The organism is Microvirga pakistanensis (genome assembly GCF_004458765.1).
In the GTDB taxonomy this organism is placed as follows: Bacteria; Pseudomonadota; Alphaproteobacteria; order Rhizobiales; family Beijerinckiaceae; genus Microvirga; species Microvirga pakistanensis.
In genome coordinates this window covers 1-24051 of the sequence record NZ_SPJX01000464.1, presented here as the reverse complement: position 1 = coordinate 24051, position 24051 = coordinate 1, and the positions used below count along the sequence as shown (strand labels likewise).

General features: G+C 65.0%; 38 protein-coding genes. 1 reads left to right on the top strand and 37 read right to left on the bottom strand.

The features are described from left to right. Positions 1-119: 119 nt before the first annotated feature. Positions 120-1859, bottom strand: coding sequence for an ATP-dependent zinc metalloprotease FtsH (ftsH, locus tag E4K09_RS20295; RefSeq protein ID WP_244610609.1), 1740 nt, complete (start codon positions 1857-1859; stop codon positions 120-122). Between the two features lie 159 nt (positions 1860-2018). After that, on the bottom strand, positions 2019-2294 hold the full coding sequence (locus tag E4K09_RS20290; protein WP_134499522.1) for a GNAT family N-acetyltransferase: 276 nt from the start codon (positions 2292-2294) through the stop codon (positions 2019-2021). 143 nt (positions 2295-2437) lie between these two features. Here E4K09_RS20290 and E4K09_RS20285 point away from each other — a divergent pair, with 143 nt between their 5' ends. Continuing rightward, positions 2438-2914, top strand: coding sequence for an HAD family hydrolase (locus E4K09_RS20285; protein WP_134499521.1), 477 nt, complete (start codon positions 2438-2440; stop codon positions 2912-2914). A gap of 106 nt (positions 2915-3020) precedes the next feature. Here E4K09_RS20285 and E4K09_RS20280 read toward each other — a convergent pair whose 3' ends face one another. The 35 genes from E4K09_RS20280 to E4K09_RS20110 form a co-directional block, all read right to left on the bottom strand. Continuing rightward, entirely contained in the window at positions 3021-3608 is a 588-nt protein-coding gene (locus E4K09_RS20280) for a GNAT family N-acetyltransferase (RefSeq protein ID WP_134499520.1), read from the bottom strand. Positions 3609-3730: 122 nt separating this feature from the next. Next, a complete protein-coding gene (locus E4K09_RS20275; protein ID WP_134499519.1) occupies positions 3731-4192 on the bottom strand; it encodes a hypothetical protein in 462 nt (153 codons plus the stop codon). Positions 4193-4309: 117 nt separating this feature from the next. Then, positions 4310-5572 (bottom strand): RluA family pseudouridine synthase, encoded by a 1263-nt coding sequence (locus E4K09_RS20270; RefSeq protein WP_193557329.1) that lies wholly within the window; start codon positions 5570-5572, stop codon positions 4310-4312. Positions 5573-5616: 44 nt separating this feature from the next. Further along, complete coding sequence (crcB, locus tag E4K09_RS20265; protein ID WP_134499518.1) at positions 5617-6003, bottom strand: fluoride efflux transporter CrcB; 387 nt, start codon at positions 6001-6003, stop codon at positions 5617-5619. Positions 6004-6006: 3 nt separating this feature from the next. Next, positions 6007-7329, bottom strand: coding sequence for a replication-associated recombination protein A (locus E4K09_RS20260; RefSeq protein WP_134499517.1), 1323 nt, complete (start codon positions 7327-7329; stop codon positions 6007-6009). Next, a complete protein-coding gene (locus tag E4K09_RS20255; RefSeq protein ID WP_134499516.1) occupies positions 7326-7772 on the bottom strand; it encodes a GNAT family N-acetyltransferase in 447 nt (148 codons plus the stop codon). Before E4K09_RS20255 ends, E4K09_RS20260 begins: the two co-directional genes overlap by 4 nt. Further along, a complete protein-coding gene (locus E4K09_RS20250) occupies positions 7769-9190 on the bottom strand; it encodes a Do family serine endopeptidase (RefSeq protein WP_134499515.1) in 1422 nt (473 codons plus the stop codon). Before E4K09_RS20250 ends, E4K09_RS20255 begins: the two co-directional genes overlap by 4 nt. A 147-nt stretch (positions 9191-9337) precedes the next feature. Further along, on the bottom strand, positions 9338-9760 hold the full coding sequence (gene rplQ / locus E4K09_RS20245) for a 50S ribosomal protein L17 (protein ID WP_134499514.1): 423 nt from the start codon (positions 9758-9760) through the stop codon (positions 9338-9340). A 120-nt stretch (positions 9761-9880) separates the two neighbouring features. After that, complete coding sequence (locus E4K09_RS20240) at positions 9881-10903, bottom strand: DNA-directed RNA polymerase subunit alpha (RefSeq protein WP_193557328.1); 1023 nt, start codon at positions 10901-10903, stop codon at positions 9881-9883. 92 nt (positions 10904-10995) lie between these two features. Beyond that, positions 10996-11385 carry a 30S ribosomal protein S11 gene (rpsK, locus tag E4K09_RS20235; protein ID WP_134499512.1) on the bottom strand — a complete coding sequence of 130 codons (390 nt, stop codon included), beginning with the start codon at positions 11383-11385 and terminating at the stop codon, positions 10996-10998. A 77-nt stretch (positions 11386-11462) separates the two neighbouring features. Continuing rightward, on the bottom strand, positions 11463-11831 hold the full coding sequence (rpsM, locus tag E4K09_RS20230) for a 30S ribosomal protein S13 (protein WP_134499511.1): 369 nt from the start codon (positions 11829-11831) through the stop codon (positions 11463-11465). A 194-nt stretch (positions 11832-12025) separates the two neighbouring features. Beyond that, positions 12026-12607 (bottom strand): adenylate kinase, encoded by a 582-nt coding sequence (locus tag E4K09_RS20225; protein ID WP_134499510.1) that lies wholly within the window; start codon positions 12605-12607, stop codon positions 12026-12028. Between the two features lie 56 nt (positions 12608-12663). Then, positions 12664-14001 carry a preprotein translocase subunit SecY gene (gene secY, locus E4K09_RS20220; protein WP_134499509.1) on the bottom strand — a complete coding sequence of 446 codons (1338 nt, stop codon included), beginning with the start codon at positions 13999-14001 and terminating at the stop codon, positions 12664-12666. A 208-nt stretch (positions 14002-14209) separates the two neighbouring features. After that, positions 14210-14683: a 50S ribosomal protein L15 gene (gene rplO, locus E4K09_RS20215; RefSeq protein WP_134499508.1), complete on the bottom strand. Its 474-nt coding sequence runs from the start codon at positions 14681-14683 to the stop codon at positions 14210-14212. 11 nt (positions 14684-14694) lie between these two features. Further along, the gene (gene rpmD / locus E4K09_RS20210) at positions 14695-14892 is read right to left on the bottom strand and encodes a 50S ribosomal protein L30 (RefSeq protein ID WP_134499507.1); all 198 of its coding nucleotides are present in this window, start codon (positions 14890-14892) and stop codon (positions 14695-14697) included. A 14-nt stretch (positions 14893-14906) separates the two neighbouring features. After that, a complete protein-coding gene (gene rpsE, locus E4K09_RS20205) occupies positions 14907-15476 on the bottom strand; it encodes a 30S ribosomal protein S5 (RefSeq protein ID WP_134499506.1) in 570 nt (189 codons plus the stop codon). 124 nt (positions 15477-15600) lie between these two features. Further along, on the bottom strand, positions 15601-15963 hold the full coding sequence (gene rplR / locus E4K09_RS20200; RefSeq protein ID WP_134499505.1) for a 50S ribosomal protein L18: 363 nt from the start codon (positions 15961-15963) through the stop codon (positions 15601-15603). Positions 15964-15975: 12 nt separating this feature from the next. Continuing rightward, entirely contained in the window at positions 15976-16509 is a 534-nt protein-coding gene (gene rplF, locus E4K09_RS20195) for a 50S ribosomal protein L6 (RefSeq protein ID WP_134499504.1), read from the bottom strand. Positions 16510-16547: 38 nt separating this feature from the next. Further along, positions 16548-16943: a 30S ribosomal protein S8 gene (gene rpsH / locus E4K09_RS20190; protein WP_134499503.1), complete on the bottom strand. Its 396-nt coding sequence runs from the start codon at positions 16941-16943 to the stop codon at positions 16548-16550. Positions 16944-16958: 15 nt separating this feature from the next. Then, positions 16959-17264: a 30S ribosomal protein S14 gene (rpsN, locus tag E4K09_RS20185; protein WP_116529227.1), complete on the bottom strand. Its 306-nt coding sequence runs from the start codon at positions 17262-17264 to the stop codon at positions 16959-16961. A gap of 39 nt (positions 17265-17303) precedes the next feature. Further along, positions 17304-17870, bottom strand: a complete 567-nt coding sequence (gene rplE, locus E4K09_RS20180) for a 50S ribosomal protein L5 (RefSeq protein WP_134499502.1) — start codon at positions 17868-17870, stop codon at positions 17304-17306. After that, on the bottom strand, positions 17863-18180 hold the full coding sequence (gene rplX / locus E4K09_RS20175) for a 50S ribosomal protein L24 (RefSeq protein ID WP_134499501.1): 318 nt from the start codon (positions 18178-18180) through the stop codon (positions 17863-17865). Before rplX ends, rplE begins: the two co-directional genes overlap by 8 nt. Then, the gene (gene rplN / locus E4K09_RS20170) at positions 18180-18548 is read right to left on the bottom strand and encodes a 50S ribosomal protein L14 (protein WP_009764309.1); all 369 of its coding nucleotides are present in this window, start codon (positions 18546-18548) and stop codon (positions 18180-18182) included. The genes rplX and rplN overlap by 1 nt, the downstream gene beginning before the upstream one ends. Before the next feature lie 163 nt (positions 18549-18711). Continuing rightward, positions 18712-18951, bottom strand: coding sequence for a 30S ribosomal protein S17 (rpsQ, locus tag E4K09_RS20165; protein ID WP_116529224.1), 240 nt, complete (start codon positions 18949-18951; stop codon positions 18712-18714). Between the two features lie 12 nt (positions 18952-18963). Continuing rightward, positions 18964-19176 (bottom strand): 50S ribosomal protein L29, encoded by a 213-nt coding sequence (gene rpmC, locus E4K09_RS20160; protein ID WP_047186983.1) that lies wholly within the window; start codon positions 19174-19176, stop codon positions 18964-18966. A gap of 12 nt (positions 19177-19188) precedes the next feature. Then, positions 19189-19602 (bottom strand): 50S ribosomal protein L16, encoded by a 414-nt coding sequence (rplP, locus tag E4K09_RS20155; RefSeq protein ID WP_134499500.1) that lies wholly within the window; start codon positions 19600-19602, stop codon positions 19189-19191. A gap of 24 nt (positions 19603-19626) precedes the next feature. Beyond that, positions 19627-20331, bottom strand: a complete 705-nt coding sequence (rpsC, locus tag E4K09_RS20150; protein WP_134499499.1) for a 30S ribosomal protein S3 — start codon at positions 20329-20331, stop codon at positions 19627-19629. Positions 20332-20342: 11 nt separating this feature from the next. Next, the gene (gene rplV, locus E4K09_RS20145) at positions 20343-20723 is read right to left on the bottom strand and encodes a 50S ribosomal protein L22 (protein WP_047186986.1); all 381 of its coding nucleotides are present in this window, start codon (positions 20721-20723) and stop codon (positions 20343-20345) included. Position 20724: 1 nt separating this feature from the next. Next, on the bottom strand, positions 20725-21003 hold the full coding sequence (gene rpsS / locus E4K09_RS20140; protein WP_047186987.1) for a 30S ribosomal protein S19: 279 nt from the start codon (positions 21001-21003) through the stop codon (positions 20725-20727). Positions 21004-21018: 15 nt separating this feature from the next. Continuing rightward, positions 21019-21855: a 50S ribosomal protein L2 gene (gene rplB / locus E4K09_RS20135; protein ID WP_134499498.1), complete on the bottom strand. Its 837-nt coding sequence runs from the start codon at positions 21853-21855 to the stop codon at positions 21019-21021. Between the two features lie 20 nt (positions 21856-21875). After that, positions 21876-22172: a 50S ribosomal protein L23 gene (locus E4K09_RS20130; protein WP_134499497.1), complete on the bottom strand. Its 297-nt coding sequence runs from the start codon at positions 22170-22172 to the stop codon at positions 21876-21878. Beyond that, the gene (gene rplD / locus E4K09_RS20125; protein ID WP_134499496.1) at positions 22169-22789 is read right to left on the bottom strand and encodes a 50S ribosomal protein L4; all 621 of its coding nucleotides are present in this window, start codon (positions 22787-22789) and stop codon (positions 22169-22171) included. Before rplD ends, E4K09_RS20130 begins: the two co-directional genes overlap by 4 nt. Then, entirely contained in the window at positions 22789-23517 is a 729-nt protein-coding gene (rplC, locus tag E4K09_RS20120; protein ID WP_134499495.1) for a 50S ribosomal protein L3, read from the bottom strand. The genes rplD and rplC overlap by 1 nt, the downstream gene beginning before the upstream one ends. A 47-nt stretch (positions 23518-23564) precedes the next feature. Further along, entirely contained in the window at positions 23565-23873 is a 309-nt protein-coding gene (gene rpsJ / locus E4K09_RS20115; protein WP_009764298.1) for a 30S ribosomal protein S10, read from the bottom strand. Between the two features lie 67 nt (positions 23874-23940). Beyond that, a partial coding sequence (locus E4K09_RS20110) for an EF-Tu C-terminal domain-related protein (protein ID WP_134498939.1) occupies positions 23941-24051 on the bottom strand: 111 nt, incomplete at its 5' end.

Below are 24051 nucleotides of genomic sequence, written 5' to 3'. Positions count from 1 at the left end.
CTCACGCAAGTCTCGGGACAGAGGAGCTGGCATGGGATGCCTCCCGGCCGATCACAATCAACCCTATGGAATCAGCTCTCCCGATTCCACGCAAATGCTGCACGCTCTAGCGCCTCACATCAGGCGGCGAGCCGCCGCCTGCTCGGGGACACGATGCGGCGAACCTCGTCGCCCTCGATGGTCTCGTGCTCCAGGAGCGCATCGACGAGAGCGTCGAGCGCCTCGCGATTGTCCTCGATGCAGGCCTTCGCGGCCGCGTACATCTTTTCGACGATGCGGCGGATTTCCTGCTCAACCTCGCGCGGGAAGCTCTCGCCCGAGCGGGCTACCCTCACCATGCCGATGGTCGGGCTCATGCCCCATTCCGTCACCATGCGGGTCGCGATGTTGGTCGCATGCGCGATGTCGCTGGCGGCGCCCGTCGTCACCTTCCGGGGCCCGAAGACCACTTCCTCGGCCGCGCGTCCGCCCATGGCGACGATCAGGTCGGCCTCGAGCTTCTCCACCGGGATGCAGTATCGGTCGTTCTCCGGCAGGCGCATGACCAGCCCGAGCGCCTGGCCGTGCGGAATGATGGTGGCGCTGTGAACCTTGTCGGACCCGGGAGTCAGGCAGGCGCAGAGGGCGTGTCCCGCCTCATGGACGGCGACGAGCCTGCGCTCCTCGGGACTGATCACGAGCGAGCGGCGCTCCAGACCCATGATGATCTTGTTGCGGGCGGCCTCCAGGTGATCGCGGCCGATCTCGGTCACGCCTTCGCGGGCGGCGAAGATCGCCGCCTCGTTGAGAAGATTGCTCAGATCGGCGCCTGAGAACCCGGGGGTTCCGCGCGCGATGGAGGCGAGGTCCACGCCGGCCGCCAGCCGCACGTTGCGGGCATGGACGGCGAGGATGGCCTCGCGGCCCGTGATGTCCGGCAGACCGATATGGACCTGCCGGTCGAAGCGGCCGGGACGCAGCAGCGCGGGATCGAGCACATCGACCCGGTTGGTCGCGCCGATCACGATCACGCCGGAGGTGGTGTTGAAGCCGTCCATCTCCACGAGGAGCTGATTCAGCGTCGACTCGAACTCGCGATCCGCCGCCGACCCGCCGCCGCCGCGCTTGCGGCCGATGGCATCGATCTCGTCGATGAAGACCAGGCAGGGAGCCCGCCGGCGGGCCTGCTCGAAGAGCTTGGACACCCGGCTCTTGGCGATGCCGATCAAGGGCGCCGAGAAGTCGCTGCCCGACACGGCCATGAAGGACACCCCCGCCTCGCCGGCGAGAGCCTTGGCGATGAGCGTCTTGCCCGTACCGGGCGGGCCGACCATCAGCACGCCCTTCGGGATGCGCGCCCCCACCTTCTCGAACGCCTGGGCGTCGCTCAGGAAGGCGATGACCTCCTGCAACTCGGCCTTGGCCTCCTCCTGGCCCGCCACGTCGTCGAACCGGTCCGGAACGGCCTTGACCGCACGCGGCCAGCGGGATGTCGGCTTGAAATCGACCTGGACGGCGACGAGAGCCAGCACCGCCGCCACCATGATGAGGGAGATCACGAAGCTCGCCACATGGGCGGCGTCGATGCCGGACGGCTGGAAGACGACCTGGGCGCCGGCGGCGGTCGCCCGGTCGACGGTCTGGGCGCTCAGATGCGAGCTCGGCAGGCGCACGAAAGCCTTGCGGTCCTCGACCCAGACCGAAAGCCCGCCCTCCTGCACCTGGACCTTGCCGACCTTGCCGGCGGCCAGTTCGCGGGAGAATTCCGAATAGGCGATCTCGTTGACTTTCTCGGAGAACAGGAAGGGCACGGAGACGGCGGCGGCGACGACTGCCAGGGCGATAACGGCAGCCGCGATGGCAACACTTTTCCTGCGCAAGATCCTTCTTGCCTTCTCGATCACACCAGACACGGACGCCCCCTGTCGAACTTCATTTCTTGTTCGTGAAGTTCGACCTGTAGTCCATTTTGACGCAGTCCGCAGTACGGCGAAAAGGCACACCCTCGGCCAAGGGAGCCGAGGGCTGGGGGCCGGGCGTCAGCCCATCAGGTCCCGGTATTCCTTGTGCCGGCGCAGCCACGCGTAGGCGTAGCCGCACAGGGGCGTGATCGTTCTCCCCTCGGCGCGCGCGATCTCCGCGACGCCTCGCATCAGCTCGCCGGCAGCTCCCGTGCCACGCAGGGGGAGCGCCGCCTCGACGTGCCGGATCACCAGCGAGGAGCCGCGGCGCTCGTAGTTCGCGAAAGCGAGGTGTCCGCTGCGCTCGAGCTCGAAACGGTGACCGGCTGCGTTGTCGCGAACGGCATCGCCCATGCATCGACTCCTGACGTTCCCTTCTTCGGGGACAACGTGACGTCCCATCCCGCGTTCCCCCTGCGGCATGTTCGGGAAGGCCCGGACGCGCGGGGGAACAACCGGCATGCCTCATGGTTCGGTCAGGCAGGAGGTTGCCCTGCATGCCCACGGTCTTTCTCGATTGCGACGGCGTTCTCGCGGATTTCGACCAGGGAGCGGCCAGGGTTTTCGGCATGGCTCCCGGAGAGTTCGAGCGCCGATACGGCCTCAAGCGGTTCTGGGCGGAACTCGCCGGAACGAAGGACTTCTTCAACACGCTCGATCTGCTGCCCGATGCCATGGAGCTGTTCGAGGCGGTTCGCCATCTCAATCCGGTGATCCTCACCGGACTGCCCCGCGGCAACTGGGCCGAGCCGCAGAAGCGGCGCTGGGCGGAAAGGCACTTTCCGGGCGTCGAGGTCATCACCACCACGGCGGCCCTGAAGCGGGAGCATTGCAGACCCGGCGATGCCCTCGTGGACGACCGGGACAAGTACCGCCCTCTCTGGGAGGAGGCCGGCGGGATCTTCATCCATCACCGGAACGCGGCCCGCTCGATCCGCCGGCTGCGCGAGCACGGCTTCCTGCCGAAGGACTAAAGCATCGTGCGGACCCAGAGGGCCGCGCCCAACGATGCTCTTGTCTCAATGAGAGAAAGCATCGGATTGATCCCAATAGCGCAAGTCCACTTTCGGGTCCGATGCTTTAGCCCGTCAAGCGCCGCTCCAGGCGCGCCTTCACCTCGGGCCATTCCTCCGCGACGATGCTGTAGACGGCCGTGTCGCGGATATGACCATCGGGCATGATCATGTGGCGGCGCAGGATTCCGTCGAGCCTGGCGCCCAACCGTTCGATGGCGGCGCGGGACTGATCGTTCTGCGAATGGGTCCGGATCTCCACCGCGTTGCAGCCCAGTTCCTCGAAGGCATGGCGGAGCATGAGGAACTTGGCGTGCGTGTTCACGAAGGTGCGCTGCCAGGACTTGGCGATCCAGGTCGTCCCGATCTCGACCCTGTGATTGGCCGCGTCGATGTTCATGTAGCGCGTCGAGCCCACGATCCGGTCGCCGTCCCGCACCACCGTGGCGAAGGGCAGCGCGAGGCCCGCGGCCTGAAGTTCGAGGGCCTTCCGGACGTAGTCGGCGAAACCTTCCGGCCTCGGGACCGTGGTGGTCTTCTTCTCCCACAGCGCCCCGTCGCTGGCGGCCTCGCCCAAGTGCGCCACGTCCGCAAGGCTCAACGGGCGCAGCACGAGCCGGTCGGTCGAAAGGGTGACGGGCTGGACTCGAAGCATGGATGACGGGCCTTCGGCGACAGGTTCCACCCTTCATCGCCGAACTCGTGAGCGCAGTCAAACGGCCCCGGCCGGGGATGCCTGTCGGCGCCCCGGCCGGGAGAGCATGGCCGCCCCGGCGCTCAGCTCAGCAGGTAGACGAGAGCCGGCAGGCCCATCGCCAGCCCCGCAAGCGCCCAGGCTCCGATGGCCTGCTGCCAGGCCACGTCTCCCGTCGAGTTGCGCAGACGGCGGGCGAATGCGCCGGATTCCGCCATGTGCCCGCTCAGGCACGAGCATAGAGCGTAATGCGCCTGCCCGTCGGAGAGCCCGAAATACCGCATGGCATCGCCAAGCCTGTCGCTCGCAAGCCCGTCAGCCCGCAGGATCGGGTCCTCATAGGCGATCGTCAGCGGGGAATTGTCCTCCCGCACCAGGGCGCGCTCCGCCGGCGGCTTGTACTCGATTTCACCCAGGGAGTTCAGACGCCGCGCCGGATCGCGCTCGAGGAGGCTGATCCACCGATCGAGCCGCTCCCGACGGGTGAGAGGCTTCGGCTGAACGTCGGCTACGCTACGGAGATAGTCGAGATCTTTGTGTTCCATCGATCCCCTCCTTGCCAATATCCCGGCCATCCGCTGGGATGAGCCGGGACAAGGAATGGTGCGCTTGGCCCACGGCAAAAGTGCGACAAGACGGGCGTCGAAAAAGGAAAGGCCGGACTACTCCTCAGGAGCCTCGACGATGGGATCGTACTGGCTCGTGTCGAAGCCGAGCAGGTTGAAGCTCTGCTGCATGTGCGGCGGCAGCGGCGCCGTGACGTCGATGGGCTTTCCGGTTCTCGGATGCGCGATCACGATCCGCCGCGCCAGAAGGTGGAGCTTGTTCTGGATGCCGCCCGGCAGCTCCCAGTTCTCGATGTCGAAATACTTCGGGTCGCCCACGATGGGATGGCCGATATGGGCCGTGTGCGCGCGCAGCTGGTGCGTGCGTCCGGTCACCGGCTTCAGGGACAGCCAGGCGAGCTTCTGCGCCGCCGTGTCGATGACGGCGTAATAGGTCAGCGCGTGGCTTGCGCCCTCGTCGCCGTGGCGGGCCACCTTCATGCGGGCATCGCCCTCCTCGCCCTCCTTGGCGAGATAGGTCGAGACGCGGCCCTGGCGCACGCGCGGCACGCCGGCCACGAGCGCCCAGTAGATCTTGCGCGTGGTGCGGGAGCGGAAGGACTTCGCCATGGTGGACGCGGCAAAGCGCGTCTTGGCGATGACGAGACAGCCCGCCGTGTCCTTGTCGAGACGATGCACGAGGCGCGGCTTCTGGCCCTCCGCGTCGCGCATGCATTCGAGCAGGCCGTCCACGTGGCGCGTGGTGCCCGAGCCGCCCTGTACCGCCAGCCCCATGGGCTTGTTGATGATGAGAACGTCCTTGTCCTCGTAGAGCGTGACGGATTTCAGGAAATCCCGGTCGTCCTGGTCCTTGGCGGCGCTGCGCGACACGGGCCGGGGCTGGTCCAGCTTGAGCGGCGGAATGCGCACCTTCTGACCCGCGCTCAGCCGCTCGTTCGGCTGCGCCCGCTTGCCGTCGACCCGCAATTCGCCCTTGCGGACGATGCGCTGGATGTGGGTGAAGGCGAGTTGCGGGAACCGGGCGACCAGGAAGCGGTCGACGCGCATGTCGGCCTCGTCGGGCTCGACCACGAGGGTCTGCACGCCGGTCGCCAGAACGTCCTGCGCGGCGGCCTTGGCCTGGGCGCGGGTCGGCTGGCGGGGAGCCTCCGCGGCGGGTCGCGCCTGGGTCCGAGCCGCAGGCTTGTCGCCGCGGGCGGCCGCTGCCGGTCGGGGCGCCTTGCTGGCCGCCTTCGCAGGGCTCTTCTTCGGAGGGCGCCCGGCATGCGCGGGCTTGTCCTCGCGGGAGCGAAATCCCTGCCGGGACCCCGCACGGCCGCCGCGGCCGCCGTTATTCTGACCTGAACTGCTTTTTCTCATGGAATCGTGGGTACCAGAGTGCCGCACGGGCGGCAATCGAGCTCTTACGCCGCAAGCGTCCGCACGAACGCGAGGCCGGCCGCGAGGCTCGCGATTGACAGGATCACGGAAGCCGCCACGTAGCCGAGCGCGAGCCCGGCCTCGCCGCGCTCCCAGAGCAGCGCCGCATCGAGGGAAAAGGCCGAGAACGTGGTGAAGCCGCCAAGGATCCCCGTGGTGAGGAACAGGCGCAGCGGCTGACTCCACCCCTCGCCCGCCTTGAAGGCCAGCCAGCCCGCAATGGCGCCCATCAAGAGGGAGCCCACCACGTTCACCGTCAGCGTGCCCCACGGAAAAGCTGTTCCGCACATGCGGGCGCAGGCGACATTCACCCCATGCCGGAGAGCGCCGCCGATGCCCGCACCGAGGAAGACGAGAAGATAGGAGCGCATCGATTAGTCCTGCCCGGCTTCCCCGCGCCGCTCCCGGCGCAGCCGCTCCCACCAGTCGAGCCGCTTCTTCACCTCGCGCTCGAAGCCCCGGTCCACGGGTTCGTAGAAGTGCTGGCGCCCCAGCTTTTCCGGCCAGTAATCCTGGCCCGAGAACGCGTCCGGCTCGTCGTGATCGTAGCGGTAGTTCTCGCCGTAGCCGATCTTTTTCATGAGCTTGGTCGGCGCGTTCAGGATGGTGCGCGGCGGCATGAGGGAGCCATGCTCCTTGGCCACCGCCATGGCGCCTTTGTAGGCGGTGTAGAGCGCGTTCGATTTCGGCGCGGTGGCGAGATAGACGGCGGCCTGCGCCAGGGCGAGCTCGCCCTCGGGAGAGCCCAGGAAATCGAAGGCGTCCTTGGCCGCGTTCGCGATCACCAGCGCCTGCGGATCGGCGAGCCCGATATCCTCCACCGCCATGCGCACGAGGCGGCGGGCGATGAAGAGACGGTCCTCGCCGGCATCGAGCATGCGGGCGAGGTAGTAGAGCGCCGCGTCGGGGTCCGAGCCGCGGACGGTCTTGTGCAGGGCGGAGATGAGATTGTAGTGCCCCTCCTGGCCCTTGTCGTAGATCGGCGCGCGGCGCTGGATGATCTCCTGCAGCTGGGCCGCGTCGAAGACCTCGTCGGGCTTCGCCGAACGCCAGACCTCCTCGGCGAGCGTCAGCACGGCGCGCCCGTCGCCGTCGGCCATGCGCACGAGGGAGGCCCTCGCCTCCTCGTCGAGGGGCAGGCTCTTGCCGGTGATCGTCTCGGCCCGGGCGAGGATCCTGCCGATCGCCTCCTCGTCCAGGGACTTGAACAGCAGCACGCGGGCGCGCGAGAGCAGAGCCGCGTTCAGCTCGAAGGACGGGTTCTCGGTGGTGGCGCCCACCAGGGTGATGGTGCCGTCCTCCATCACGGGCAGGAAGGCATCGAGCTGGGCGCGGTTGAAGCGGTGGATCTCATCCACGAAGAGCAGCGTGCCCTTGCCGAGCAGACGGCGCTGCCGGGCGGCCTCGAACACCTTCTTCAAGTCGGCCACGCCGGAGAAGATCGCCGAGATCTGGTCGAAATGCAGGTCGGTTTCGTGCGCCAGCAGCCGCGCGACCGTAGTCTTGCCGGTTCCGGGAGGGCCCCAGAAGATCAGCGAGCCGAGGGACTTCGAAGCGATGAGCCGGGTCAGGATCCCGTCGGGTCCGACGAGATGATCCTGCCCGACCACCTCGGACAGCTTGCGGGGCCGCATCCGGTCGGCCAGGGGCCTGGGTGCGTTCTGGTCGAGACCGGCGGATGAAAACAGGTCGCTCATGACGGTTGAGAGCTTAGGCGCGCATAGACGTCCGGGTCCAGCCGCGCCATCAGCCTTTCCGGGTTTTCCAGTGGCCCGAAGCCGAAGGGGGCATAGAGCCCGTGCGCATCCTGGGTCGCCAGCATCCACCGGCGCAGATTCTGAAGCTCGGGATGCGCCATGATTGCGCCGATCAGGGCCTTCCCGCCCCCCTGCCCCCGCGTGCCGGCGCACACGAAGACGTCGCAGAGATAGGCGAAGGTGGCCTTGTCCGTCACCACGCGGGCAAAGCCGCGCAGGCTGCCGGCGGCGTCGCGAAGGGCGAAGCACAGGGAATTCGCTACCGAGCGCTCGAAGACATCCCGCGGCAGGCCTTTCGACCAGTAGCTTTCCGTGGAGATCCAGCGATAGGCCGTCTCGATCTCCTTCGGGGAAAGCGCGTTCGAGGTGGTCCAGCGGCTCATCGGCCGAGAACCGTCGTGAAGACGCGGCCGCCGCGATTGATCGTGATCTCCCAGTAGCCGCCTGCCCGGTCGATCAGGCGCTCGGCGTCCTTGGTGGAGGCGAGCCGATCACCGTTGATGGCGACGATCAGGTCTCCCTTCTCGAAGCCCACGCTGGCGGCAACGCTGCGCTCTTCGAGCTCGGCGATCACGACACCCTCGTCGGCGACCTGGATCTGCAGCTCGTCGGCCACCGCGGGCGAGATGTTGACCAGGGTGGCGCCCGCGAACGGGGTGCGGGCCCGCCCGCGCACCGGAGCGCGCGGCGGGGTTTCGGGCGGAGGCATCAGCTTGACCTGGAGCGTGGACTGCTTGCCGTCGCGCAGCACCGTCAGCGGCGTCTGCCCCTGCGTGCCCTTCAGGGTGAACCGGTAGCCGAATGAATCCGGGTTCTCGACCGGTTGGCCGTCGACCTGGAGGATCACGTCGCCGCGCTTCAGGCCTGCTTCGGCGGCCGGGCCTTTGTCGTAGACGGATGTGACGAGAACGCCGGTCGGACGCTCGAGGCCGAGACCGGTGGCGATGTCCCCGTCCACCGGCTGCAGCCGGGCTCCGAGCCACGGACGCACCACGTTGCGCGCGCCGCCCTTGGCCGAGTTGAGGACGACCCGCACCATGCTGGACGGAATGGCGAAGCCGATGCCGATGCTGCCGCCGGAGCGGGAATAGATCGCCGTATTGATGCCGATGAGCTGCCCGCTCATGTTGATGAGCGCGCCGCCGGAATTGCCGGGATTGATGGCCGCGTCGGTCTGGATGAAGAACTGGTAGTCCGAGATCCCGACCTGCGTCCGGGCCAGGGCTGAGACGATGCCCTGCGTCACGGTCTGGCCCACGCCGAAGGGATTGCCGATGGCGAGCACGATGTCGCCGACCTGCAGGGCTTCCGAATCGCCGATCTCGACCGCCTGGAGGTTCGAAGCCCCCTTGAGCTTGAGCACCGCGATATCCGTGCGGGAATCGCGCAGCAGGATCTCCGCCTCGAACTCGCGCCTGTCGGCGAGCGCCACCTTCACCTCGTTCATGTTCTCGATGACGTGGTTGTTGGTGATCACGAGGCCCGATGGGTCGACGATGACGCCGGACCCCAGCGAACTCTGCGACCGTCCGCGCGGCACGCCGGGGACATCGTCACCGAAGAAGCGGCGGAAGAACTCCTCCATCGACTGGTTCTGCCGGCGGTCGCTGCGGCTCGCATAGACGTTGACCACCGCGCCGGTCGTCTGGCGGACGATGGGCGCGAAGGAGAGCTGCACCTGGGCCTTGCTCTCCGGCACGACCCGCTGCGTTTGAGCGGCTGCCCTCCCGGACACGAGGACTCCCGACCCCAGCACCAGGGCGAGTACGATCGTGGAGAGGCGGAACGGAGAAAAGCGCATGGCGGAGAATCCCTTCAACTGCGGCGATCACCGATAGAACGCCTGCATGGAAACACCAAGTTCCGCAGCCCCTCAAGCTGCCCTGCCCCACAAACAAAAAGGGCGGCCCGAAGGACCGCCCCTGATGGATTGGCTGAAGCCGAGCAGTTACTCGGCAGCCTCGACGATTTCTTCCTTCTGGGTCGGGCCCGAATCCTGGCCGCGCGCATCGACGTCGCGGTCCACGAACTCGATCACGGCCATCGGGGCGTTGTCGCCGTAGCGGAAGCCGGCCTTCAGAACGCGGGTGTAGCCGCCGTTGCGGTCCTGATAGCGGGCGCCCAGGACGTCGAACAGCTTCTTCACCATGGCCTCGTCGCGCAGCTTCGACATGGCCTGGCGGCGGGCGTGCAGGTCGCCGCGCTTGCCGAGGGTGATCAGCTTCTCGACGACCGGACGGAGGTCCTTCGCCTTGGGAAGCGTCGTGATGATCTGCTCGTGCTTGATCAGCGCAGCCGCCATGTTGGCGAACATTGCTTTACGGTGCTCGGTCGTGCGGTTGAAGCGACGACCACGGAATCCGTGACGCATTGGCTCTCTCCTTGATCTTACGGCCGCCGTGCCAAGGGTCGACCGTCTCTCTTGATTGACCGCTCCGTGAGCGGGGCAGTACCGAAGCCGCCCTCCGGTGGGAGCGCGGCTTCAGGGATCTCAGTAGTGCTCTTCGAAGCGCTTCGCGAGGTCTTCGATGTTTTCCGGCGGCCAGCCCGGCACGTCCATGCCGAGGTGCAGGCCCATTCCGGCCAGAACTTCCTTGATCTCGTTGAGCGACTTGCGGCCGAAGTTCGGGGTGCGGAGCATTTCCGCCTCGGACTTCTGGATGAGGTCGCCGATATAGACGATGTTGTCGTTCTTCAGGCAGTTCGCCGAACGGACCGACAGCTCGAGCTCGTCGACCTTCTTGAGCAGGGCCGGGTTGAACGGAAGCTGCGGCGCGGCTGCGGCCGTCTCTTCCTTGCGCGGCTCCTCGAAGTTGACGAAGACCTGGAGCTGATCCTGCAGGATGCGGGCGGCATAGGCCACGGCATCCTCGGGCGTCACGGCGCCGTTGGTCTCGACCGTCATGATGAGCTTGTCGTAGTCGAGAATCTGGCCCTCGCGGGTGTTCTCGATGCGGTACGACACCTTCTTGACCGGGCTGTACAGCGAATCGACCGGGATGAGGCCGATCGGCGCATCCTCGGCGCGGTTACGCTCGGACGGGACGTAGCCCTTGCCGGTATCAACCGTGAACTCCATGCGGATCTCGGCGCCCTCGTCGAGGGTGCAGAGGACGAGCTCGGGGTTCAGGATCTGCACGTCGCCGACCGTGTTGATGTCGCCAGCCGTCACGGCGCCGGGACCGGTCTTGCGAAGCGTCATGCGCTTCGGACCCTCGCCCTGCATCTTGATGGCGATGGCCTTCACGTTCAGGACGATGTCCGTCACATCCTCGCGGACGCCGGGGATCGACGAGAACTCGTGCAGCACGCCGTCGATATGGATCGACGTCACGGCCGCGCCCTGGAGCGACGACAGGAGAACGCGACGCAGCGAGTTGCCGAGCGTCGTGCCGAAGCCACGCTCGAGCGGCTCGGCCACGACCGTCGCGATACGCTTCGGATCGTCACCGGGAGCGACTTCGAGCTTGTTGGGCTTAATCAGCTCTTGCCAGTTCTTTTGGATCACAACCACACCTCTTGAAGGTACGGCTTGAAGGGAGGCATCGGGCCAGCCCTTTAAACCGAAACGCGCGTGGGCGGGGCCCACGCGCCGGATGATCTTGATTAGACGCGGCGACGCTTGCGCGGGCGGCAGCCATTGTGCGGGATCGGCGTCACGTCACGGATCGACGTGACGGTGAAACCGGCCGACTGAAGGGCGCGCAGCGCCGACTCGCGGCCGGAGCCGGGACCGGACACCTCGACCTCGAGGGTGCGCATGCCGTGCTCGGCGGCCTTGCGGGCGGCGTCCTCGGCCGCAACCTGCGCGGCGTACGGGGTCGACTTGCGCGAGCCCTTGAAGCCCATGGCGCCGGCGGAGGACCACGAAATCGTGTTGCCCTGGGCGTCCGTGATGGTGACCATGGTGTTGTTGAACGAGGCGTTCACATGCGCCACGCCGGAGACGATGTTCTTGCGTTCGCGGCGGCGGACGCGGGTCGCTTCTTTAGCCATTCCAAAGATCCTTCAAACGCGCCCGTGATTCCAGGCGCTCGGGAGAGAGGGCCACCCAGGCGGGTGGCCGCAGAACATTACTTCTTCTTGCCGGCGATCGGCTTCGCCTTGCCCTTGCGGGTGCGGGCGTTCGTGTGGGTGCGCTGACCGCGAACCGGCAGGCTGCGGCGGTGACGCAGGCCACGGTAAGCGGCGAGATCCATCAGGCGCTTGATGTTCATGGACACTTCGCGGCGAAGGTCACCTTCCACGATGTAGTCGCGGTCGATGGTTTCGCGGATGGCCAGAACCTCGGCGTCGGTCAGCTGGTTCACGCGGCGCTCGGCCGGGATGTTGACCTTCTCGATGATCTCCTGGGCCTTCTTGGGCCCAATGCCGTGGATGTACTGAAGCGCGATCACAACGCGCTTGCCGGTCGGGATGTTGACGCCTGCAATACGGGCCATCGTCCGTCTCCATGTAATGAAGCCTGAGCTTCGTTGATGTTTATCGCGCGTCCGGTGGAGGCCGGCCCCTGCGCGGGCTTATTGCGAACACAGCAATCCAGAGAGGTTTCTCACGAAACCCTCCGGATATGCAGGTTCTTGTGCAAGAGGCATGCCCCTAGCGGGTTTCACCCCGCTCGTCAAGCCCCTATCGATCAGCGGCCGAGGATTTCCTTGACAGCGTGGGTTACGTCGTCGATGGGCTTCATGCCGTCGACCGTCTTCAGCATGCCCCTGCCCTGGTAGTAGGACGACAGGGGCGCCGTCTGGGCCCGGTAGGCCTCGAGGCGGGTCTTGAAGACTTCGGGGTTGTCGTCCTTGCGGACCTGCTCGCCGCGGGCCTCGGTTTCCCTCGCGCGCTTCACGATCCGGTCGACGAGTTCGTCCTCGTTGACCTTGAACTCGATCACCGCGTCGAGCTTGAGGCCCTTCTCGGCCAGCATGGCGTCGAAGGCCTCAGCCTGGGCCACCGTCCGGGGGAAGCCGTCGAGGATGAACCCCTTCTTGGCGTCGGCCTCCTCGACGCGGTCGGCGATGATCCCCACCACGACCTCGTCGGAGACCAGCTCGCCGCGATCCATGACGGCCTTGGCCCTGAGGCCCACCGGCGTGCCGGCAGCCACCGCTGCCCGGAGCATATCGCCGGTCGAAAGCTGGGGAATCCCTAAGCGCTCGACCAGACGCACGGCCTGGGTCCCTTTACCGGCCCCAGGCGGCCCCAGCAGGATGATCCTCATAGACGTTCCCCTCACCTTGAACGGCCCCCGCCTTGCCGCGCGGGGAACCTCGACTCTTACCGCCGCCGTGCACCCTTGAGCTTCGCCTTCTTGACGAGCCCCTCGTACTGGTGGGCCAGCAGATGCCCGTGCACCTGAGCGACCGTGTCCATGGTAACAGACACAACAATCAGAAGCGAAGTGCCGCCAAAGTAGAATGGCAGTGCGGCGTAGGACACCAGAATCTCGGGAATCAGGCAGATGACGACGAGGTACGCTGCGCCGAGAACGGTGATGCGCGTCAACACCTGATCGATGAAGTCCGCCGTCCGTTCACCGGGACGGATGCCGGGAATGAAACCGCCCTGCTTCTTGAGGTTGTCCGCCGTCTCCGTGGGATTGAACACGATCGCCGTGTAGAAGAAGGCGAAAAACACAATGAGAGCGGCATAGAGGAACATGTAGGCCGGCCGTCCGTGGCCCAGATAGGCTGTCAGCGTGGCGATGAAGCCGGTGCCGTCCGTGCTGCTCTGAAAGCTCGCGATGGTCGCCGGGAGCAGAAGCAGGGACGAGGCGAAGATCGGCGGAATCACGCCCGAGGTGTTCAGCTTGAGCGGCAGGAACGAGGTCTGCCCCTCGTACATGCGGTTGCCGACTTGACGCTTTGGATAGTTGATCAGCAGGCGGCGCTGGGCGCGCTCCATGAACACCACGAAATAGATGATGCCGATCGCCATCACGATGACGCCGAGGATCAGCCCTGTGGAGATCGCGCCCTGGCGGCCGAGCTCGAGCGTACCGGCGATCGCGCTCGGCAGGTTGGCCACGATACCGGCGAAGATGATCAGGGACGTTCCGTTACCGATGCCGCGCGACGTGATCTGCTCGCCGAGCCACATGAGGAACATGGTACCGCCCGTGAGCGTGATCACCGTCGAGATCAGGAAGAAGGGACCCGGCACCAGCACGATGTTCCCGGAGCTCTGGAGCCCGACCGCGATGCCCCAGGACTGGAACACGGCCAGGAACACCGTCAGGTAGCGGGTGTACTGGTTCAGGATCTTGCGGCCGGACTCCCCTTCCTTCTTGAGCGCCTCGAGGGACGGCAGAACGGAGGTGAGCAGCTGGATGATGATCGACGCCGAGATGTACGGCATGATGTTCAGGGCGAAGATCGCCATGCGCTCCACGGCGCCGCCCGAGAACATGTTGAAGAGGCCCAGCACGCCGCCGCTGGCGTTCTGGAAGCTCTGAGCGAGGGCTTCCGGATTGATGCCGGGCAGCGGAATGTAGGTGCCGAGGCGATAGACGATGAGCGCACCCAGGGTGAACCAAATGCGCTTCTTCAGTTCCTCGGCCTTGGCGATCGAGCCGAAATTGATGTTTGCGGCGAGTTGCTCGGCTGCTGAAGCCATTTTTCGTCCCCGAAATACCGAGGCATGATCGACGTCGAACCGGAGCGGGCTCCGCACGGACCATGCGAAAACTTGTAAAGGCAGGAGCTTGATCGCGCCTTCGCGAAGCGCAGTCAAACTGAAACTTCCATAACTCACATCACACAAACGGCGGCCGCGCGATCAGACGCGGGCCGCCGCTTGGATCTAGACTAATGTGGGCTCAGGCTCACGCCTGTGCAACGGCGCCCAGGAGGGTCACCGATCCGCCCGCCTTCTCGATCGCCTCGACGGCCGACTTGGACGCGCCGTGGACCTGGAAGGACAGCTTGGCCTTCAGCTCGCCGACGCCGAGGATCTTCACGCCGTCGCGCGCCTTGGAGACCACGCCCGCCGCGACGAGCGACTCGACGGTCACCGGAGTGGCCGCGTCGAGCTTGCCGGCCTCGACGGCCTGCTGAATGCGGCCGACATTGACCTCGTTCAGCTCGATGGCGTTCGGCTTGTTGAAGCCGCGCTTCGGCAGACGACGGTGCAGAGGCATCTGACCGCCTTCGAAGCCCTTGATCGCCACGCCGGTACGGGCCTTCTGACCCTTCACGCCGCGGCCACCGGTCTTGCCCTTGCCCGAGCCGATACCACGGCCCACGCGCATGCGGTTCTTGGTGGAACCTTCGTTGTCACGAATTTCGTTGAGTTTCATGACCGCTCTCCTCACTGCCCGTCGACAACGCGCACGAGGTGCTTGACCTTCTCGATCATGCCGCGAACGGACGGCGTGTCTTCCAAGGTCGAGGTGCGATGAAGCTTGTTGAGCTTGAGGCCGATCAGCGTCTGGCGCTGCTTGGCCTCGCGGCGGATCGGCGAGCCGATCTGCTCAACGGTGATGGTTGCTGTAGGCTTCTGTGCCATTGTCGAAGCCTCCCTTACGCGTCAGCGCCAGCATCGGCGCTGGCATCGGCATCGCGGCGGCGAGCCTGCAGCGTCGAGACCTTCAGGCCGCGACGGGCAGCCACGGCGCGCGGGCTGTCCTCGTTCTTGAGCGCGTCGAACGTCGCGCGAACGAGGTTGTAGGGGTTCGACGAGCCGAGCGACTTGGACACCACGTCCTGCATGCCGACCGCCTCGAAGACGGCGCGCATCGGGCCGCCGGCGATGATGCCGGTACCCTGGGGAGCAGCGCGCAGCACGACCTTGCCGGCACCGTGGCGGCCGTTCACGTCGTGGTGCAGGGTGCGGCCCTCGCGCAGCGACACGCGAATCATGGAGCGCTTCGCGGCGTCGGTCGCCTTGCGGATCGCCTCCGGAACCTCGCGGGCCTTGCCGTGGCCGAAGCCGACGCGACCTTTCTGGTCGCCGACGACCACGAGAGCGGCGAAGCCGAAGCGACGACCACCCTTCACGACCTTCGCGACGCGGTTGATGTGGACCAGGCGATCCACGAATTCGCTGTCGCGCTCTTCGCGATCAGCACGTTCTCTTGGTTCTCTTGCCATGAGACCTCTCACTTGCGCGGGCGGCGGGCCCGCTCGCTAGGGGTTGTTATACGATACCCGCCGTAAAGCACGACCGGGACGGGAGGTAAACCACTCCCCGCCCCGCTCATGAGTTTTCGATCGATCAGAACTCGAGACCGCCTTCGCGGGCCGCGTCGGCGAGAGCCTTGACGCGGCCGTGATAGAGGTATCCCGAACGGTCGAAGATCACCTGCTTCACGCCGGCCTGAGCCGCGCGCTCCGCAACGAGCTTGCCCACTTCCTTCGCCGCATCGACGGTGGCGCCGGTCTTGAGCTTGCCGCGCAGATCCTTCTCGATCGTCGAAGCCGAAGCCACGGTCACGCCGCGCTCGTCATCGATGACCTGGGCATAGATCTGCTTGGACGAACGGAACACCGACAAACGCGGGCGGCCATTCGCAGCCTTCTTGATCGCACGGCGCACACGAGCCTTGCGGCGATCTTCGGCGCCTTTCTTCTCAGCCATGGTACGTCGTCCTTACTTCTTCTTGCCTTCCTTGCGGAAGATGAACTCGCCGGCATACTTGACGCCCTTGCCCTTGTAGGGCTCCGGACCACGATATTCGCGGATCTCGGCGGCGGTCTGGCCGACCTTCTGCTTGTCGATGCCGGCGACGATGACTTCCGTCGGCTTGGGCGTCGTGATCGTGATGCCGGCCGGGATCTCGTAGTCGATGTCGTGGCTATAGCCGAGCGACAGCTTCAGCACCTTGCCGGCAACGGCAGCCTTGTAGCCGACGCCGTTGATCTCGAGGCGCTTCTCGAAGCCGCTCGACACGCCCTGGACCAGGTTGGCAACCTGGGCGCGGGACAGGCCCCACTTGGCGCGGGCGTCCTTGGACTCGTCGCGCGGGGTCACCGTCACGGCGCCGTCCTCAAGAGCAACCGACACTTCCTCGGGAACGAGGAACGACAGCTCGCCCTTCGAACCCTTCATCTTTACCATCTGACCGTCAACGGTCGCCGTCACACCCGACGGAACCGGAACCGGCTTCTTGCCTACTCGTGACATTCTGGAATCTCCGTGGTTCTGTGCTGTTGCATTAGGCCTTAGAAGACCTTGCAGAGCACTTCGCCGCCCACGTTCTTCTCACGGGCCTCATGGTCGGCCATCACGCCCTGGGGCGTCGAGAGAATGGTGATGCCGAGACCGTCGGCCACGCGAGGCATGGTGTCGACGGAAGCATACACGCGGCGGCCCGGCTTGGAGACGCGCTCGATGGAGCGGATCACCGGCTGACCGTCATAGTACTTCAGCTCGATCGAGAACTCGGTCCGGCCGTTGCCGAACTCCGTCTGCGAATAGTCGCGGATGTAGCCCTCGCTCTTGAGAACCTCGAGAACGCGAGCACGGAGCTTCGAGCCAGGGGTGGTAACGACTCCGCGACGGCGCATCTGCGCGTTGCGGATACGGGTGAGCATATCGCCCAACGGATCGTTGATCATATGATGCTCTCCCTCTTACCAGCTGGACTTCACGAGGCCCGGGATCAGGCCTTTGTTGCCGAGTTCGCGCAGGGCGATGCGCGACATGCCGAGCTTGCGGTAGTAAGCGCGCGGACGACCCGTGATCTCGCAGCGGTTGCGGATGCGGGTCGGGCTCGCGTTGCGCGGCAGCTCAGCCAGCTTGAGGCGCGCCTCGAAGCGCTCCTCCATGGACTTCGACTCGTCGTTGGCGACCGCCAGCAGGCGCTCGCGACGGCCGGCGAACTTCTTCACCAGCTGACGACGATGCTTGTTCTTCTCAATAGCGCTTTTCTTAGCCATTATCTTATCTCCAGTGTCCGCGTCTGAGGACAGCTATCCTCACTGCCGGAACGGGAAGTTGAAGTGACGCAGCAGAGCACGGGCTTCGTCGTCGGTCTTGGCCGTCGTCGTGATGATGACGTCCATGCCCCACACCTGCTCAACCTTGTCGTAGTTGATCTCAGGGAACACCAGGTGCTCCTTGATGCCCATCGCGTAGTTGCCGCGGCCGTCGAACGACTTGGGGTTCAGGCCCCGGAAGTCGCGGACGCGGGGAAGCGCGATGGTGACGAGACGATCGAGGAACTCGTACATACGCACCTTGCGGAGCGTAACCTTAGCGCCGATCGGCATGCCCTCGCGGACCTTGAACTGCGAGATCGCCTTGCGGGCCTTCGTGATCACCGGCTTCTGGCCGGCGATGAGCGCGAGATCGGCAGCGGCGACCGACGCCTTCTTGGAGTCAGCGGTCGACTCGCCAACGCCCATGTTCAGCACGATCTTGTCGATCTGCGGAACTTCCATGGGGTTCTTGTAGCCGAATTCTTCAATCAGCTTCGGACGCACCACTTCCTCGTAGTGCTTCTTGAGCCGCGGCGTGTAGCCGTCCACCTGAGCCTTAGCCATCGATCAGGTCTCCCGAACGCTTGGCGAAGCGAACCTTGCGGCCGTCTTCGAGAACTTTGAAACCAACCCGGGTCGGCTTGCCGTCCTTCGGGTCCGCATAGGCCAGGTTCGACAGGTGGATCGAGGCCTCTTTCGAGATGATCCCGCTCTCCTGGGTCGCGGTCTGGCGCTGGTGGCGCTTCACCAGGTTGACGCCGCGGACGACCGCGCGCTCTTCCTTCGGGAGCACCTGCACGACTTCACCGGTCTTGCCCTTGTCGCGACCGGTCAGGACGACGACCTTGTCGCCCTTCTTGATCTTCGCGGCCATTAGAGCACCTCCGGCGCAAGCGAAATGATCTTCATGTGGTTCTTCGCACGCAGTTCACGCGGAACCGGGCCGAAGATACGGGTGCCGACCGGCTCCTTCTGATTGTTGATCAGAACGGCGGCATTGCGGTCGAAACGGATGACCGAGCCGTCAGCGCGGCGGATGTCCTTGGCGGTGCGCACGACGACCGCCTTCATGACGTCGCCCTTCTTCACGCGGCCGCGCGGGATAGCCTCTTTCACGGATACGACGATGATATCGCCCACGGAAGCGTATTTACGCTTCGAACCGCCGAGAACCTTGATGCACATCACGCGACGGGCGCCGGAGTTATCGGCGACGTCAAGATTCGTCTGCATCTGGATCATGGCTTTGATCCTTTCCTTTGTTTCAGACAGGTTTCCGGGTCAAGGCACGATTGCCCCCCGGACTACGCCTGACGGGGATCTGATGTCCCCTGCCCTTCATATGTCGAGAAAGGCGGCCGTATACACGAGCCGCCCTCGTAAGACAACCCCAAAAGAAGACTTTTTACGCCTTCGCTTGGTCGACGAGCACCCAGGTCTTGAGTTTGGAGAACGGCTTGGTCTCTTCGATGAAGACCGTGTCGCCCACCTTGGCAGTGTTGTTCTCGTCGTGAGCGTGGTAGTTCTTCGTCTTACGCACGGTCTTCTTCAGAACCGGGTGCGTGAAACGACGCTCCACCTTCACGACGACCGTCTTGTCCTGCTTGTCGCTGACAACGACGCCCTGCAAAACGCGCTTCGGCATCTTGATTTCCTCTTAAGCCTTAGCCGCAACGGCCTTCTGGCGCTGCAGCGTCTTGACGCGGGCGATGTCCCGGCGGACTTCACGGACGCGTCCGGTGTTCTCGAGCTGGCCCGTGGCGCGCTGGAAGCGGAGGTTGAACTGCTCCTTCTTGAGGTTGAGCAGCTCGTCCGACAGCTGGTCAGCGGACATTGCCTTGAGGTTCGAGAATCTTTCCTTGGACTTCATGATCCCCTCTCCTTACTCGGCGATACGCTGGATGAAGCGCGTCTTGATCGGGAGCTTGGCAGCGCCGAGACGGAGCGCCTCGCGAGCGATCTCCTCGGACACGCCGTCGATCTCGAACATGATACGGCCGGGCTTCACCTTGGCCGCCCAGAACTCGGGCGAACCCTTACCGGAACCCATTCGGACTTCCGTCGGCTTGGACGAAACCGGCACGTCCGGGAAGATGCGGATCCACACCCGGCCCGCGCGCTTCATGGCGCGGGTGATGGCGCGGCGGGCCGCTTCGATCTGACGAGCGTTGATACGCTCCGGTTCCATCGCCTTCAGGCCGAACTGGCCGAAGTTGAGGTCCGTACCGCCCTTCGCAGTGCCGGAAATGCGGCCCTTGAACTGCTTACGGAACTTGGTTTTCTTCGGTTGCAACATGGCAAACCTCTCCTGACCTCTCCGTTACGCCGCCTGCTCGCGGCGGCCACCAGAGCGGCCTCCTTCCTCGTTCATCCGCTTGTCCTGGGCCATCGGATCGTGCTCAAGGATTTCGCCCTTGAAGATCCAGACCTTGATGCCGCAGGTGCCATAGGTCGTAAACGCCGTGGACACGCCGTAATCGACATCCGCGCGCAGGGTATGAAGCGGAACGCGGCCCTCGCGGTACCATTCCAGGCGGGCGATCTCCGCGCCACCCAAACGGCCCGAGCAGTTGATGCGGATGCCTTCGGCGCCCAGACGCATGGCCGATTGAACGGCCCGCTTCATGGCGCGGCGGAAAGCGACGCGGCGCTCCAGCTGCTGCGCAATCGAATCCGCCACCAGGGTGGCGTCGACTTCCGGCTTACGGACTTCGACGATGTTGATCGCCACGTCCGCGTCCGTCATCTTGGACACGATCTTGCGGAGCTTCTCGATGTCCGCGCCCTTCTTGCCGATCACCACGCCCGGACGGCCCGAGTGGATGGTGACGCGGCACTTCTTGTGTGGACGCTCGATCACGATCTTCGAGACGGCGGCCTGCTTCAGCTGCTTCATGAGAGCTTCGCGGATCGCCATATCCTCGTGCATCAGCTTGGCGTACTCGCCCTTGCCGGCGAACCAGCGCGAGTCCCAGGTCCGGTTGATGCCGAGCCGAAGACCGATCGGGTTAACTTTCTGACCCATCTGGTTCTCCTTTATGCCTGTTCGGCGACTTCCCGAACCACGATCGTGAGGTTCGAGAACGGCTTTTCGATACGAGCACCCCGGCCACGGGCCCGGGCGTGGAAGCGCTTCATGACGAGCGCCTTGCCGACATAGGCCTGGCTGACGACGAGATCGTCCACATCGAGATTGTGGTTGTTCTCGGCGTTCGCGATGGCGCTCTCGAGGCACTTCTTCACGTCGCGAGCGATGCGCTTGCGGGAGAACTCGAGGTCGGCGAGAGCCGCAGAAACCTTCTTGCCGCGGATGAGGGCCGCAACAAGATTGAGCTTCTGGGGGCTGACGCGCAGCATGCGAGCGACGGCTTGAGCCTCGTTATCGCTCAATGCGCGAGGAGTCGCGGCCTTACCCATCTTACTTCCTCTTCGCCTTCTTGTCCGCCGCGTGGCCGTGGAAAGTGCGGGTCGGCGAGAACTCGCCGAACTTGTGACCCACCATTTCCTCGCTCACGAGAACGGGAATGTGCTTCTGACCATTGTAGACCCCGAACGTGAGGCCCACGAATTGCGGGAGGATCGTGGAGCGGCGGCTCCAGATCTTGATGACCTCGTTGCGGCCCGAAGAACGGGCAGCCTCGGCCTTCTTGAGGAGGTAGCCGTCGACGAACGGGCCCTTCCAAAGCGAACGTGCCATGACGTGCCTCTATCCTTACTTCTTCCGAGCGTGGCGGCTCGACACGATGAACTTGTCGGTCCGCTTGTTCGAACGGGTTTTCTTGCCCTTGGTGGGAATGCCCCACGGCGACACCGGATGGCGGCCACCGGAGGTACGGCCTTCACCACCACCGTGCGGGTGGTCGATCGGGTTCATCGCGACGCCGCGATTGTGCGGACGCTTGCCCAGCCAGCGGTTGCGACCGGCCTTGCCCACCGAGGTGTTCATGTGGTCCGGGTTCGACACCGCGCCGATGCTCGCGAAGCACTGGCCATGGACGATGCGCTGCTCGCCGGAGTTCAGGCGAACGGTCACGTAGCCCTGGTCACGACCCACAATCTGAGCGTAGGTGCCGGCGGAGCGCGCCAGAGCGCCACCCTTGCCGATCTTCAGCTCCACGTTGTGGATGATCGTTCCCACCGGCATATTGCCGATCGGCATCGCGTTGCCGGGCTTGATGTCGACCTGCTCGCCCGCCGACACCTGATCGCCGACAGCCAGACGCTGCGGGGCCAGGATGTAGGAGAGCTCGCCGTCGGCGTAGCGGATGAGCGCGATGAAGGCGGTGCGGTTCGGATCGTACTCGATCCGCTCCACAGTCGCCACATCGCCCATGCGGCCGCGACGCTTGAAGTCGACCAGGCGCAGGGTGCGCTTGTGACCACCGCCACGGAAGCGGACGGTCACGCGACCCAGGTTGTTACGGCCGCCGGAGGAGGTCTTGCCCTCCGTCAGCTTCTTGACCGGCTTGCCCTTGTAGAGCTCGCTGCGGTCGACGATCACCAGCTGGCGCAGGCCGGGGGTGATTGGTTTGAAGGTTTTCAAAGCCATCGGATCACTCTCTCAACCGATCAGAGGCCCGTCGTGACGTCGATGGTCTGGCCCTCTTCGAGGGTCACAACCGCCTTCTTCACGTCCGACCGCTGGCCGCGGGTGCCGCGGAACATCTTCACTTTGCCCTTGGTGACGAGCGTGTTGACGCTCTTCACCTTGACATCGAACAGCTTCTCCACCGCTTCCTTGATCTGCGGCTTCGTTGCATCCGGGCGCACCTTGAACACGACCTTGTTCTGTTCGGACAGAGCGGTCGCCTTCTCGGTGATGACCGGGCTTACGATCACATCGTAATGGCGCGGGTCCAGGCTCATTTGAAGCGCGCCTCCAGCGCATCGACAGCTGCCTTCGTGAGAACGAGCTTCTCGCGACGCAGGATGTCATAGACGTTGATGCCCTGCACCGGCAGGACGTCGATATTCGGGATGTTGCGAGCAGCCCGCTGGAAGTTCGCCTCGATCTCGGCGCCCCCGATGATGAGAGCGTTGCCGAGGCCGAGCTTGCCGAAGCGCTCTACGAGAGCCTTCGTCTTGGGCTCGGAGAGCGTCACGTCGTCGAGAACGACGAGCGAGGCGTCCTTGGCCTTGGACGAGAGCGCATGCCTCAGAGCGAGCGCGCGGACCTTCTTGGGCAGGTCGTGGGCATGGCTGCGGACCTGCGGGCCGAAGGCACGACCGCCGCCCCGGAACTGGGGAGCGCTCGCGGCGCCGTGACGGGCGCTGCCGGTGCCCTTCTGCTTGTAGACCTTCTTTGTCGTCCGGTCGATGTCCGAACGATTCTTGACGGCGTGCGTGCCGGCCCGGCGCTTCGCGAGCTGCCAGCGCACGCAGCGGGCCAGAAGATCGGCGCGCGGCTCGAGACCGAAAATGGCCTCGTTCAGCTCGACCGAACCGGACGTGTTGCCCTCAAGCGTGGTGATATCGAGCTTCATCACGCATTCTCCTCTTGGGCCTGTTCAGCCTGGGCGGCCGGTGCGGCATCGTTGGCCGAACGGAACGCGCCGGGCATCGGCACTTCCTTCGGCAGCTTCCGCTTCACCGCGTCGCGCACGAAGATCCAGCCGCCGGCAACGCCGGGAACGGCGCCTTCGACGAGGATCAGACCGCGCTCGACGTCGGTCGAAACGACACGCAGGTTCTGCGTGGTGACGCGCTCGACACCCAGGTGACCTGGCATCTTCTTGTTCTTGAACGTCTTGCCCGGATCCTGGCGGCCACCGGTCGAACCGATCGAGCGGTGGGAGATCGACACGCCGTGCGAGGCGCGCAGACCGCCGAAGTTCCAGCGCTTCATACCGCCCGCGAAGCCCTTACCGGTCGTGATGCCCGTGACGTCCACGAACTGACCAGCAACGAAGTGATCGGCGGTGATCTCGGCGCCAACCGGGATGACAGCATCCTCGGAAACGCGGAACTCCGCGAGCTTGCGCTTCGGCTCGACCTGAGCGACGGCGAAACGCCCGCGCTCGGCCTTCGAAACGTTCTTCACCTTGGCCTTGCCGACGCCGACCTGCAGCGCGGTGTAGCCGTTCTTTTCCTTGGTCCGGTGGGCGACGACCTGGCAGTTGTCGACCTTTAGAACCGTGACCGGGACATGTTCGCCGGCATCCGTGAAGATGCGGGTCATCCCGACTTTCTGTGCAATGACGCCTGAGCGCATGTGCGTATCCTCTCGGCGTGTCTACCGAAAGCTCCAAGCCCAACGGCTCAGAGCTTGATTTCCACGTCCACACCAGCAGCGAGATCGAGCTTCATCAGAGCATCAACCGTCTGCGGGGTGGGGTCCACGATATCGAGAACACGCTTATGAGTGCGCATCTCGAACTGCTCGCGCGACTTCTTGTCGATGTGCGGCGAGCGAAGCACCGTAAAGCGCTCGATGCGCGTCGGGAGCGGGATGGGCCCGCGCACCTGGGCGCCGGTCCGCTTCGCGGTCGACACGATTTCCCGTGTCGAAGCGTCGAGGATCCGGTGGTCGAACGCCTTAAGGCGAATACGAATGTTTTGACCGTTCATGGCTTATCCATTCAACAAGGGAAGCGGCCGGACCGAGACCCGGCCGCTGTCCTTTGATCCTCTCTTGTTAGTCCATCACGGCGGCGACGACGCCGGCCCCGACGGTGCGACCGCCTTCACGGATGGCGAAGCGCAGCTTCTCCTCCATGGCGATCGGAGCGATCAGCTCCACTTCCAT